Genomic DNA, 13,143 nt, shown 5'->3' on the forward strand with positions numbered 1-13,143 from the left:
GTGGTTTAATTTTAACCATAATTATTTTAATTAATAATTTTCAAATGCTTATACAAAAATATCAGCAAAAAATAATCTTATAAAAGCTTAATTTGATTAAATATAAATCATATTTATGATTTTGATAGAACCCATTTATTATAAAAATTGTCTTGTCAATGCAAAATTAGTCTAAAATATAGAGTGTTTGCGATAATCCCAAGTAATTTTTCTTTTTTTAAAGTTCTCTGTTTTGGAGAATTTTACTTTCGCATTTATATCCGTTTTGTCTGGATACGCTGTCTAGGTTTCCTCACACCTTAAGTGACTCAAATAACTTATTTTAAGGTTCCCCTTGCATGAAAAAGTTTTTGAAATACCTTCTGGTATTAATCATTATTATTTTAATTGCAGGTATTGTTTTCTTGTTTAGACCGATTGCGTCAAAACAAGTGCAAACTGCAAAAGATGAGCCAGTTGTTGATGCCGTTCTTGTTGGCGGCGGCATCATGAGTGCCACTCTCGGTACTTACTTCACTGAGCTTGAACCGAATTGGCAAATTCGTATGTATGAGCGTCTTGACCAAGTTGCTCAAGAAAGTTCAAACGGCTTTAACAATGCCGGAACAGGCCACTCTGGCTTTATGGAAATGAACTATACCGAAGAGAAAAACGGTAAGATGGAAATTGCCAAAGCTGAAAAAGTTGCTTCTCAGTTTGAAGTAGCAAAACAGTTCTGGTCATATCAGGTAAAACAAGGCGTTTTAGCTGAACCAAAATCATTCATTAACCCTGTTCCGCACATTGCTTTCGTTTGGGGCGATAACGTTCAGTTCTTAGAAAAACGTTATGCTGCCATGATTCAAAGCCCGTTGTTCAAAGGTATGAAATTTACTGAAGACCCAGCTGTAATTAAGCAATGGGCACCTTTGGTGATGAACGATCGTGACCCAACTCAAAAAGTTGCAGCGACGCGTATGGAAGTTGGTTCAGACGTTAACTACGGTTCAATCACGAATCAGTTAGTGAAACACTTAAGCCAAAACCCAAATTTCAAATTACAGACTTCAACTGAAGTTTCTGGCATCAGCCAAAATGATGACAAAACTTGGACTGTAACTTTCAAAGATTTGAAAACTGGTAAAACAGATCACGTTAAAACACGTTTTGTGTTTATCGGTGCAGGTGGTGCAGCGGTTAAATTATTGCAACTTACTGGTTTACCAGAGGCGAAACAATATGCTGGCTTCCCTGTAGGTGGTGAGTTCTTAATTACTGATAACCCAGCAATTACTGCTCAACATACCGCAAAAGTATATGGTCGTGCTGAACTTGGTGCGCCTCCAATGTCTGTACCACATATTGATACACGTTATATCGACGGTAAAAAATATGTATTGTTTGGCCCATTTGCAACCTATTCAAACAAGTTCCTGAAAAATGGTTCACAGCTTGATTTGCTTGCATCAACCAACAAAAACAACATTTTACCAATGACGACTGTTGGCCTGGAAAACCTTGATCTTGTTAAATACTTGGTGAGCCAAGTGATGATGTCAGACCAAGACCGTCTAAATGAACTTCGTAAATACTACCCAGATGCGAAAGCTGAAGACTGGCGTTTAAGCCAAGGTGGTCAACGTGTTCAAATCATCAAGAAAGAACCGGGTAAACCTGCGACACTTCAATTCGGTACAGAAATCTTTGCTTCTAAAGACGGCGCTGTAACTGCATTGTTAGGTGCGTCTCCGGGTGCTTCGACTTCTCCATACATCATGCTTAACTTACTTGAAAAAGCTTTCCCTCAGCAAACTGAAGGTAAGTGGAACCAAAAACTTCATGAAATTGTAGTTTCTTATAAGCAAGACTTGAGCAAAGACCCTGTGTTACTCGACAAAGTTCGTCAGTACACAAGTTCTACACTTGGCTTGAACTATACATCTCCATTCAAAGCTGCAAACGATGAAACTGCTACTGCCCCTGTGGCAAAAGCAAACTAAGTTTGAGGATGTATAAGTAAAATATCAAAAGGATGAATCTCGATTCGTCCTTTTGTTTTTTTAAGACCTTAGTTGAGATATAGATTCGCTATGACGCCTTTAAACGTATCACCTCGCCTCTTGTCATTTTGTTTTAAGCTCGTACTTATTTTGCTGCTGGCTTATCTTTTGTTAAGCGGGTTTTATATGTGGATGATTGGTGGTACAGCAATTTACGTCAGCTCAGCCGTATTATTTATTATCACTGCTTATACGTTTAAGCTCGGCAAGTACCAGAAAATCTGTTCAGTTTTAAATGTGCTGCTAAGTGCAGTCGCGTTATATTTCAGTAGTACTCATTTCTTTTTCTCACCTCTCCAGTTCTTTATATTTTTACCTGCATTGTTCTTTGTTATGTTAGCTTTTGCTCGCTTCAATAAAGTTCGTAGCTTATATAAAGTCTTATTATTCATTAGTTTATTTGCTTGGTCGGGTGTACATTTTACACAACTTGCTCAACTTCAAGCCTATTATAAAACGCAGCATACAGGCGAAAGCTGGCAACAATATGGCGCTTTGTAAGATCGTTTTTTCATACTATGTTTTCAAACCAATACACGCTCATTTTCACGTGAAGTTCATCAGTAAAACTGAACAGCATTTACAGAATTCCTTTTAAGAAAAATTTTTCATAACCATCTCATTTTTTTGAAATATATAGAGCATATTAGTGATTGAATAGAATTCACCTACACGTTAGATTAGCTGAATTATTTTTCTCCCTTTATGTTGTAATTTATGAAAATTTTAGATGGCGGTTTAGGCCGTGAATTGGCCCGTCGTGGCGCTCCATTTCGTCAACCAGAATGGTCTGCTTTAGCACTTATTGAAGCACCTGAAACAGTAAAAGAAGTTCACCTCGACTTTATTAATGCTGGTGCAGAAGTCATCACGACTAACAACTACGCAGTTGTACCATTTCACATTGGTCAGGAACGCTTTGAAACTGACGGCGTACGTTTAATTAAAGTTGCCATCGAACAAGCGAAAAATGCAGTTAAAGAAAGCGGTAAAAATGTCAAAATCGCAGGCTGCTTACCACCGTTATTTGGTTCTTACCGTGCAGACTTGTTCCAACCAGAACAGGCTAAAAACCTAGCTGAGCCTATCATTAACACATTGGCACCAGAAGTAGATTTCTGGCTCGCTGAAACTCAGTCTTGCTTAAAAGAAGTTGAAACAGTACACGCGTTATTGCCACAAGATGGTAAGGACTATTGGGTGTCATTTACACTGCAAGATGAAATTAAACAGGAACAAGCTTTACTTCGTTCAGGCGAAAACATGCAGCAAGTGGCTGATTTCATCAAACAATCCAATGCCAAAGCAGTGTTGTTTAACTGCTGCCAACCTGAAGTGATCTTGCAAGCGATTAATGAGATTAAAGGACTTATTCCAGAGTCTGTACAAATTGGCGCCTATGCCAACGCTTTCCCACCACAAGATGACAGCGCTACTGCGAACGATGGCTTAGATGAAATTCGTAAAGACTTAGATGCTCCAGCTTATCTTGGTTTTGCTAAACAGTGGCAGCAAGCAGGTGCAAGTCTGGTTGGCGGTTGCTGTGGTATTGGACCAGAACACATTGCTGAACTTTCTCAATTTTTTAAAGAATAAATACCATGTCTGCTGCCAAAATCGGATTGTTGTCTCTTACAGCGCTGGTATTTAGCTCTATGGTGGGGTCTGGCGTATTTAGCCTTCCCCAAAATATGGCTCAAGTTGCCAACGGCTCTGCCCTTCTTGTTGCATGGCTCATTACTGGGGTCGGCATTATTTTCTTAGCCCTGTCATTGTTGCATTTAACCCGTCAACGACCAGATCTAGACGGCGGTATTTATAACTATGCGCGGGAAGGATTTGGAGACCTCATCGGGTTTTGCTCGGCGTGGGGTTATTGGTTATGTACCACCATTGGTATTGTCGGCTATGTGGTCATTGCCTTTTCAGGCGTTGGTATGTTTACCGACAGCAAAGACCATATTATTTTTGGTGAAGGTAACACGCTCTACTCTCTGATTGGTTCAAGCATTTTTGTATGGCTGGTACATTGGTTAGTGAGCCGAGGCATTAAAGAAGCCGCTGTTGTAAATTTGCTAGCGACTATTGCCAAAATTATTCCAATGGTGGTTTTCATCTTCTTTACCTTCATTGCCTTTAAGTTTGATTTATTCAAACTCAACTTAAATGACTTCTCTTTAAAAGTTCCACTTTGGCAGCAAGTCAAAGACCTGATGCTGATTACCCTTTGGGTATTTACGGGTATTGAAGGTGCGGTAGTTTTATCATCGCGTGCAAAGAACCGTAATGACATTGGTAAAGCGACCATTTTAGGTGTGTTACTGGCGTTAAGTTTTTACGTCATGGTGACAGTACTGGCTTATGGTGTGGCAAGTCGTGAAGCCCTTGCAGGCATGCATAACCCATCTATGGCGACCATTTTGCAGCAATTGATCGGCTTACCGGGTACCATCATTATTACCATCGGCCTGATTATTTCAGTTTCATCTTCTTATTTAAGCTGGACGTTATTTGCGACCGAAATTCCATATCTAGCCGCAAAAAATGGTGCATTCCCGAAACTATTTTTAAAGAATAATCAGAACAATGTACCGATTTCATCACTTTGGCTCACTACTATTGTGGTACAAGGCTCCCTGATTGCCGTGTATTTTTTCAATAAAAACTACACTCAGCTTTTACTGATTTCATCGGTCATGATTTTGCTGCCTTATTTTCTGGTGTCGGCTTTTTATCTTAAAGAATCCATTCGCCATAAACGCACGCCGCATATCGCTATTGCAAGTGTCGCTTCAATCTATGCACTTTGGTTGCTCTATGCAGCAGGTTTAGACTTGCTGCTGTTGTCTGGCGTGTTGTATTTGGTTGGCTTGGTTATTTTTTCAATCAGCTACTTTGAGCATAAAAAATCGCTCAAACAAAACCAGCTTAATTAATCACTTCAACCACTGTTGAGTCTGTCAGCAGTGGTTTTCTAAAACAAAAATTCTATTTTGAAAGCTGCGACTGCTTTAAATGCAACCTTAAAATACGACGTAATTCTAAAATTGCCTCTGGTGAGGTTTGTATTGAATGCCCACCTTTAATAATCAGCTCCGACTGCTCCCCACCTAAATGTGAACTTTGATACGGTACAATCCCGTCACTGCTTTTTAACTTATCCGTCGTACCATTTATATTACCCATAATCGAGTGATAGACCACATTGGACGATGGCTGAATGGCTTGCGTAAGCTTCATAAAGTTAGATGAACGACTTAAATTACTCGCTCCATTTTCAATTAAACCTTTTCTGAGTTTTGTATTTTTCTCATCTCTCATTTCGACCGCAATAAAAAAGTCAGCAGGCAAACGAATGACACGACGAGCAATTTGAGTAAACCATCGATCAGCGTAATCTGTACCATGATGCGGCGCCGAAACAAAAACAACCCGCTTAAAATAGGGCAAAGTCTTGAACTGAAAGCGCTCTCGAATAACAGGATTTTGCTTTAAACGATTGAGCTGAGCTTCATTCATTTTTTGCATGGCTTGCTCTGAAACATCAGCATCGCTTACCAATAAACGGCTAATTACTCCGCCCATACTATGCCCAACCAACACTGCATCGTGCGCAGCGTAACTGTCTTTGGCAACATTTTGAAAAGCCTGATTCAGCAATGAATAAATCTGAAAACGACTTTCAAAAATCGGCATATTGGTTGAATAAAAAACCTGCCAAACTTGATAATTTTTTCTTAATTCGGCATCTCCCATAATGTCATTGGTTAGGCTCACCCAAGCCTCTGGGCTACTTGCTAAGCCATGAATAAACACAATGATTTTTTTATTCGGGTTAAAAGGTTCCAGCATATATAAATGCGGCATGATCAAATTGGCTTCTTTATTAATTAAAGACCAATAACCCGCTGCCCCTAAATTATATTTCGACAGCCACAATCCATAAGGCGCCGAATAGTTTGCAGTGAGCGGATAGTCCACACCTTCAACTTTTACACGGTCCTGCCGATAAGGGTCGAACATGGAAATTTCCAAATCTGCCCCAGCAATGACTTGATCGGCTGTGGCCTTTTGTTTTGGGTAGGCAATCGCAGTAACTGGAAAGAAGCGTGGTAAATGTATGTTGGGATTACTCTGGTGAGCGTAAAAAGCGTCGGGGTCTAAAATGAAACCATGATTTACATCATGCTCCTTACGCCCAACAATAAACTCGGCTCCTAAACCATCCTTACGGTTGACAGTATTAAACCCTGAAAAGTTCATATTATAGCTAGAGCGAAAAGTATCGACTTCAATGTTTTGTACATCTACTGCATGATCAAAGTTGACTTGGTACTCATGCCCATCTGCTTTTAGTAAAGGTGGAAAATGAAGCGTATTTAAATGATTAAAATACGTGGTCATAAGCTTTGACAAAGCCACGTTATAAAAAATACGCACCTGATTTTGCCGATGGTCAAATACCCGATCGAACGGCGACTCCTCAGAGTCAAACAAATAAACATAGCTATAACGCAAGCTTTTATCAAACAGTGCTAACTCTTGCTCGACACAACGATTATTTTTACTACCCACATTACACTGGCTACTACGTCCCACATCTAAAGCTTTTGCCAAGTAAATTTCACTCAGCGCAGCATAACGCTCTTCTCTGCTGCTATTTTCAGACAGTCCCTGAATTTTCTTTAAACAATCTTCAAAATTTTGCAGACAAGACTTCTCATTTTCTTTGACCAAATACAGTAGGTTTTGGGTTTGATGGCTTAACGTATTGTCAGTCAAAATGCTTTCATTTTTACTTTTTAAAGCGCTGCTTAAGTTACTTTCTTTTAAATGAATGACCTGACAACCGCTAAGCAGTCCCATTATTGCAAGCACTAAATAATGGCCGGATTTTGTCATTGTGCATTCCTTTATCGAATGTATTTCCCCACTCGTCATTATGCCTGTAAAGCTGTGAACGAACAATTTCAGCTCAACTTCAATGGTGCTTTATTAAAAAAATAAAAGCCCGAATTTCTTAAAATTCAGGCTCTTTCAACAGCTCTGTTTAAGCTTGTTTAAACTTCTGCTGTGAAGCCAAATAAGAAAAATAAAGGATAGGTAAAATAAACGGTGCTACACTCCAAAAGTCAAAATAGACATAAAGCACAGCCCCCATAAAAGCACCAATCACAAAACCAATGACAATACTGGCACTTTTAAGCAGACTTGCCCGATTGGCCTCATTATTGTTTTTTAGCAAGTTGGCAATATCAATCCCAAGCTGGGTGGTGTTGCCTGTCATCATGGTACTTGGGCTAATATTTTTAATGAGGGTTTTACTTGAAGTATTACGAATAGCTAAGGCAATTAAACCGAGGCCACCCGTGATAGCAACGGTAATCGCATCGGCATTTTTAAATGGCTCGAAGTACAGTCCTGACACCATAAAGGCAAACAGAAAAATAGCTTCAAACAAAAATAAATAAGACAGCGTTTTGTGTTTGGCCTGACTACGGTCAATTAACAGTTTGGTAATCACCACTGTCAAAATAAACAATGGAATAGCAGCAAGCTTAATCCAGACCCCTGTACCGCCCTTCACCAAGGCTGCTCCTGCAAGCACCAAGTTACCCGTTACATGCGCGGTAAAAAAACCAAATAACGCAATAAAGCCAATAGTATCAATTGCTCCACCGACCATAGTCAGTAAAACAGGATCTCGACATAGTGCCCATGTACTTTGTGTCTCTTGTTGAATTGAGGTCTCTGGCATAAGCAGCATCCTGTTATTTTAAAGTCATTAAATTCACTAAAAAGATGTTTTAAATATTTAAAAACAAATCAAAGCTAAAGCATTTATAAAAACAAAAAAGCATGTAAAAACATAGACTGTTTAATGTCGCAACACTGTCTTCAAAATAGCAACAATTATGATGCGCGCCATGCAGCAGTATCAGTCATAAAGTTACGGTTTAATTAAAGCAAATCGGCCAAATTTCTAATTTCTTCCATCACCGCCTTACACGCAGGCGTTAAATAGCCGTGCTTAGAAATAGACAAAGAAATATAGCGCTTGAGCGCAGGGTTAATAATTTTTGCGGCTTGAATTGAGGTGTATTGGTGTTATTCACCAATTAAAATGTCTATGCGATAAACCATTTAAAATGTCCTGTTTTTAACCACAAGAGTCAAGCACAGGATTTAACTTTCTTTGTTCAATAACAGCTTTCTGAGCTTTACGACTCGGCATACTTTTCTTGAGACGGGAACGTTTATTCTGTTTTTCCAACTCTTCATGCTGTTGCTGAATATGTGCCAGAACTGTACCTAACCGTTTATTCTCAACGATCTCATTCTGCTGTAGCCCAGCTAATTTATTGAAAATGCTGTAGTTGAGCTTTCGTCCCTCGTACATGAGGGCCACAGTGCCATCTGGGTACTCCAGAAATGAAATATATTGCCCAACAAGCTTATGATTCAGCTCTGTCGGTTCAAGCAGATAAATACATTTGTCATAGGTCAGGGTCAGATTCTTGGTGACCTTACGCGGTTCCTGCCAGGTAAAAATATCATCCAGTTCAAGATGAGATTCGGTTAATGGCCGATGTAAATTCTTTGAGTTTCGCGCACACTTGGCAAACTTCTGATTGAAATGCTCAATAAAGCAGGGCAGCCAGGCATTTGCCTCGGCAATTGAACAGATACCTTCTAGGCGCATTTCCTTGATCAGGCGATCCTGGAGTGTTCTATTGGCACGTTCCACACGGCCTTTGGCCTGGGGTGAGTTGGCGAAGATAATATCAATATTTAACTCATTCAGAATCCGCCCAAATTGCGTGATCTGGCTGTCCTGGCTCGATTTCTGGTTCACTCGGAAGACCGAATGTTTATCGCTATAAAAGGCCAGAGGCTTACCGTATTGTTCAATGTAGGCTCGGGTTGAAAGCATATAGTCGAAGGTCGTTTCCGCCTCACAGAAGCGCAGATGCAACAGCTTTCCAGTGGCATCATCGATATAAACCAGCAAGCAGCACTTAGCAGCGCGTCCTTCGAACCAGTCATGATATGAGCCATCAATCTGGATTAGCTCACCGAAGCAATCCCGGTTATAACGTGGCTGATATGGACGTTTAAGGCGCTTGGATCGTGGAATCCAGAGGTCATTTGCAGTCATCCAGCGCCGAAGCGTTTCTACCGGGATATTCAGGTCAAACATGCTGCTGAGCTTCTCATGGGCCAAGGTAGGTCCAAATCCCAGCAGATGTTCAGAAATAATGGAAAGACATTTTGATTTTAATAAATCATCATGGCGACGATGGCCAGGTTGACCACGACTGGCATGCGCCATACCTGAAACACCATCTTGATTGAGCTTCTGTAATAACCGGGTAATTTGACGGGTTGAAAGATTAAGGATTTCAGCAGCACGGACTTGTGTAATACGATGATCTCGAACGTCTTGCAGAACAGCAAGACGTTGAATTTCTTTGTCAGACATAGTGATCAGCATCTATATTTCATATCCAGTCCATGATGTTTAAGCCATCATAAACTAGACATTTTTATTGGTGAGAATATAGACACTTTAAATGGGTTCTAACAATTGGCTAGCTTTTTTTAAAGCTTGCGGCCCCAGCATGGTATACATGCGAGACTCGGAAACCAAATGGGTTTGCAAACTAATCGAGTCGGCTTCAAACACAATATTCAGCTCTACCCCATTTTCATAAGCCATGTGGTCTAAAAAATTACGCCAGTTACTTGGCCTGCAAAACGTGACCAGCGGTAACTCACTTACTTTTTTAAAGTCGACTTCACTTTCACGAGTTAACTCATCTCCTTCACAGCCGACCAAATAGGTATCGGCTTCGGTAAGGTAAACATCGCCCTGTTTAGGTGTCGGATTAAACCGATAGAGAATGGCTAAATCGACGCTGCCATCTTCCAGCCATTTTTCTAAATGTACCCCTTGCCCTTCACGCACTGACAGTTTAATTAAGGGATATTTCTCTTGAAGGACTTTATAGAGAGTCGATAACAAGGGATGTGCAGTAGACGGCAAACTGGCAATACGAACCGTACCAATCGGAGTATCGGTCGAGTGCAAAATTTCATTATTGAGTTGATCGGTTACGTTTAGCCATGAACGAATTTTAGGAAGTAAATGCTGGCCTAAATCGGTGAGTTCTACGCCCCGTCCAGTTCGGTTAAACAAACGACCACCACATTGGGCTTCAAGCTCATTCATTTGCCGACTGATTTGCGGTTGGTTAGTGTTATGTAGCATGGCGACTTTACTTAAGCTACCGAGCTCCACCGCGTCTAAAAATATTTTCCATAAATCATAATTCATCGATTCTTCCTAAACCGTAAACTTGCACTTTTGAGCCATACATTTTCAGTATAACTGAAATTCAAGAATTGGTAATTCCTACATAGCTCACCTATTTCTATACTCCAATCATGTTCTCTACAACACGATTTAAGTCAGATTAAGAACCAGAGAATATTTAATTACACTGTATAGGAAGTACGATTATGAGTTTAGATTTACGTGGATTAACCCCAGCACCTGTGACTCCTTTTACCCGTGACGGACAAGTAGACCATAATGCAATTCAACGTTTAGGTTCATGGTTAGGCAGCATTGATGGTGTGAAAGGTTTGGTTGTTCTTGGGCATGCAGGTGAAGGAACATTCTTGTCGCAAAAAGAACAAATGCAGGTCATCGAAAGCTTTGTTAAATCGGTAGATGACAAAATTCCGGTAATCGCAGGTATTACACTCGAAGGTACTTCGGTTGCAGCAGAAGAAGCAAAACGTGCAGTGAGCGCGGGTGCTTCGGCAGGTTTGATTTACCCTTCACATGGCTGGTTGCGTTTTGGTTATCAAAAAGGCGCACCACAAGACCGCTATAAAGCAATTTATGAAGAAAGTGGTTTGCCATCTATTTTATTCCAATATCCAGATGCGACTAAAGCCACTTACGACTTAGAGACCCTACTCGACATTTCTGCACAGCCGGGTGTGTTTGCCATGAAAAATGGTGTACGTAACATGCGCCGCTGGGATGTTGAAATTCCAATTATTCGCCGTGAACGTCCAGACTTACAGATTTTGACTTGCCACGATGAATATTTGCTTCACACCATGTTTGATGTAGACGGCGCTTTAGTTGGCTACGGCAACATTGCTCCTGAACTGTTAATTGAAATGATTAAAGCAGGTAAAGCTAAAGATTATGCTAAAGCACGTGCTATTCACGACCAATTATTACCAGTGACTCGTAATGTCTATCACCGCGGTTCACACATGGAAGGTACGGTTGCGCTTAAACATGCATTGGTTGCTCGCGGAATTTTGGACCATGCCACTGTGCGTTCGCCACTGCTTCCACTGGCAGATGGTGCTGAGCAAGAAATTCATGATGCAATGCGTCAAGCCGGAATTGGCAAGGTCGATTTAACCCAAGCCGTTGCTTAAATTCTATTCGGGCTAGCATGTACGCTAGCCTTTTTTTCCTGTACGCTGCCTGAGGCCAAACATCGGGCATGTCTCTTAAAAACAATAATAAAAAGCATGCAAACTGTGGTGAACAGGTAGTGCGAAATAGAACAAAAAAACTACGAGGAATGTAGTAGATAAGGAGATAGAAGATGACAAATCTAGCGGATGTAGAACAAATTAGTCATCATCAAAAAAATGCGGAAATTATTGCAAGACTTGAACGGCTACCCGTCACTGGTCGAATGCAATTTATGCGAATTACCATCGGTATAGCGACCTTTTTTGACGCTTATACTGTGCTAGCAATTGCCTTTGCTTTACCTCAGCTCATTACCGAATGGCACCTGACGCCTGCCTATGTCGGTGCGATCATTGCCGCGGGCTATGTCGGGCAACTGGTCGGTGCGATCTTTTTTGGTTCTCTTGCCGAAAAAGTCGGTCGTTTAAAAGTACTGTCTTTTACCATTTTACTGTTTGTGGCAATGGACATTTCTTGTTTGTTTGCATGGAGCGGAATGTCGCTGTTAATTTTCCGTTTCTTACAAGGTGTTGGAACAGGGGGCGAAGTGCCTGTTGCGAGTGCCTATATTAATGAGTTTATTGGTGCAGAAAAGCGCGGTAAGTTTTTCTTGCTCTACGAAGTTTTATTCCCACTAGGTCTTATGTTTGCAGGCATGGCAGCATTTTTCCTGATGCCAATTTATGGCTGGAAAGTCATGTTTATTGTGGGCCTAGTTCCATCTTTACTGGTCATTCCTTTACGATTTTTCTTGCCTGAGTCACCACGCTGGTTGGCTTCAAAAGGTCGTTTTAAAGAAGCAGATCAAGTCGTCAAAAGCTTTGAAGACGGTGCCATTAAAAGCGGTAAAACTTTGCCTGAACCTGTGGTTAAAGAAATTAACCCGCAAGGCATGGCAAAAACCGATTGGCGCGAGCTGTTCCGTGGCATTTACCGTAAACGGACCTTTACCCTATGGGGCATGTGGTTTTGTGTGTACATGGTGAACAACGCCATGGTGACTTGGCTGCCATCCCTCTACAAACAACACTTTGGTCTGTCGCTGCAAACCAGTTTGGGTTATGGCTGGATTACTTCGGGCGTGGGTGTGATTGCCTCTATTATCTGTGCGTTAATGATTGATAAAGTCGGCCGCCGTCCTTGGTACAGTGCAGCGTTTTTCTTGGCGATTATTCCACTCATGAGCCTCTCGGTTTTAGGCGCAAAATCGGCGATGGAAGTTGTAATTTTCGCAACGATTAGCTATGCCATTTTGCAGACCATTTCATTCTCTTTATACCTCTACGCTGCCGAACTTTACCCAACTCGCCTACGTGCGATGGGCATCGGGTTTAGTACCGCTTGGTTACGTGCCGGCTCTGCAATTGGACCGGTTATGGTGGGACTCGTGGTTGGTGGTTACGGCATTCAATATGTGTTTAGTGTGCTAGCCGTTGTGGCACTCATTGGTGGCCTTGTGACCTTCCTGTTTGCCATTGAAACCAAAGGCCAAGTGCTCGAAAAACTCTCTCCTTAATTCATCCATTTCATAAAAAGCTTGCCTAACCCAGCGTTAGGCAAAGGGCTTATTCATGCTTAAAAAAAGGAATTTAA

General features: G+C 41.1%; 9 protein-coding genes and 2 pseudogenes. 6 read left to right on the forward strand and 5 right to left on the reverse strand.

Annotation, left to right across the window (positions count from 1 at the left end; all coding sequences use genetic code 11):
- Positions 1-338 precede the first annotated feature (338 nt).
- The 4 genes from mqo to F985_RS17590 all read left to right on the forward strand — a co-directional run bounded on the left by mqo (position 339) and on the right by F985_RS17590 (position 4,975).
- The gene (gene mqo / locus F985_RS17575) at positions 339-1,979 is read left to right on the forward strand and encodes a malate dehydrogenase (quinone) (protein ID WP_004703213.1); all 1,641 of its coding nucleotides are present in this window, start codon (positions 339-341) and stop codon (positions 1,977-1,979) included.
- A gap of 90 nt (positions 1,980-2,069) precedes the next feature.
- Complete coding sequence (locus F985_RS17580) at positions 2,070-2,540, forward strand: hypothetical protein (RefSeq protein WP_004703214.1); 471 nt, start codon at positions 2,070-2,072, stop codon at positions 2,538-2,540.
- A 216-nt stretch (positions 2,541-2,756) separates the two neighbouring features.
- Positions 2,757-3,635 carry a homocysteine S-methyltransferase family protein gene (locus F985_RS17585; protein WP_004703215.1) on the forward strand — a complete coding sequence of 293 codons (879 nt, stop codon included), beginning with the start codon at positions 2,757-2,759 and terminating at the stop codon, positions 3,633-3,635.
- A gap of 5 nt (positions 3,636-3,640) precedes the next feature.
- Positions 3,641-4,975, forward strand: coding sequence for a basic amino acid/polyamine antiporter (locus F985_RS17590; protein ID WP_004703216.1), 1,335 nt, complete (start codon positions 3,641-3,643; stop codon positions 4,973-4,975).
- Positions 4,976-5,027: 52 nt separating this feature from the next.
- Here the strand turns inward: F985_RS17590 and F985_RS17595 are convergent, their stop codons facing one another.
- From F985_RS17595 to F985_RS17610, 5 genes and pseudogenes are all read right to left on the reverse strand, one after another.
- A complete protein-coding gene (locus F985_RS17595; RefSeq protein WP_004703217.1) occupies positions 5,028-6,941 on the reverse strand; it encodes an alpha/beta hydrolase in 1,914 nt (637 codons plus the stop codon).
- 148 nt (positions 6,942-7,089) lie between these two features.
- Positions 7,090-7,797, reverse strand: coding sequence for a YoaK family protein (locus F985_RS17600; RefSeq protein WP_004703220.1), 708 nt, complete (start codon positions 7,795-7,797; stop codon positions 7,090-7,092).
- 203 nt (positions 7,798-8,000) lie between these two features.
- A pseudogene (locus F985_RS25780) lies at positions 8,001-8,144 on the reverse strand (LysR family transcriptional regulator); the annotation flags it as partial.
- 55 nt (positions 8,145-8,199) lie between these two features.
- Entirely contained in the window at positions 8,200-9,534 is a 1,335-nt protein-coding gene (locus F985_RS17605; protein WP_004699130.1) for an ISNCY family transposase, read from the reverse strand.
- A 93-nt stretch (positions 9,535-9,627) separates the two neighbouring features.
- Positions 9,628-10,377: pseudogene (locus F985_RS17610) on the reverse strand (LysR family transcriptional regulator); the annotation flags it as partial.
- Between the two features lie 185 nt (positions 10,378-10,562).
- Here F985_RS17610 and F985_RS17615 point away from each other — a divergent pair.
- Both F985_RS17615 and F985_RS17620 read left to right on the forward strand, forming a co-directional pair.
- Positions 10,563-11,507 carry a dihydrodipicolinate synthase family protein gene (locus tag F985_RS17615; RefSeq protein ID WP_004703225.1) on the forward strand — a complete coding sequence of 315 codons (945 nt, stop codon included), beginning with the start codon at positions 10,563-10,565 and terminating at the stop codon, positions 11,505-11,507.
- Between the two features lie 173 nt (positions 11,508-11,680).
- Complete coding sequence (locus F985_RS17620; RefSeq protein ID WP_004703227.1) at positions 11,681-13,066, forward strand: MFS transporter; 1,386 nt, start codon at positions 11,681-11,683, stop codon at positions 13,064-13,066.
- Positions 13,067-13,143 lie beyond the last annotated feature (77 nt).

Origin of the sequence: Acinetobacter seifertii (assembly GCF_000368065.1) — a bacterium.
GTDB lineage: Bacteria > Pseudomonadota > Gammaproteobacteria > Pseudomonadales > Moraxellaceae > Acinetobacter > Acinetobacter seifertii.

Bases quoted from the DNA above. Each gene is read 5' to 3' on its own strand.
- mqo (WP_004703213.1), top strand. From the start codon at position 339: ATGAAAAAGTTTTTGAAATACCTTCTGGTATTAATCATTATTATTTTA.
- F985_RS17595 (WP_004703217.1), bottom strand. From the start codon at position 6,941: ATGACAAAATCCGGCCATTATTTAGTGCTTGCAATAATGGGACTGCTT.
- F985_RS17605 (WP_004699130.1), bottom strand. From the start codon at position 9,534: ATGCTGATCACTATGTCTGACAAAGAAATTCAACGTCTTGCTGTTCTG.
- F985_RS17615 (WP_004703225.1), top strand. From the start codon at position 10,563: ATGAGTTTAGATTTACGTGGATTAACCCCAGCACCTGTGACTCCTTTT.
- F985_RS17590 (WP_004703216.1), top strand. From the start codon at position 3,641: ATGTCTGCTGCCAAAATCGGATTGTTGTCTCTTACAGCGCTGGTATTT.
- F985_RS17600 (WP_004703220.1), bottom strand. From the start codon at position 7,797: ATGCCAGAGACCTCAATTCAACAAGAGACACAAAGTACATGGGCACTA.
- F985_RS17585 (WP_004703215.1), top strand. From the start codon at position 2,757: ATGAAAATTTTAGATGGCGGTTTAGGCCGTGAATTGGCCCGTCGTGGC.
- F985_RS17620 (WP_004703227.1), top strand. From the start codon at position 11,681: ATGACAAATCTAGCGGATGTAGAACAAATTAGTCATCATCAAAAAAAT.
- F985_RS17580 (WP_004703214.1), top strand. From the start codon at position 2,070: ATGACGCCTTTAAACGTATCACCTCGCCTCTTGTCATTTTGTTTTAAG.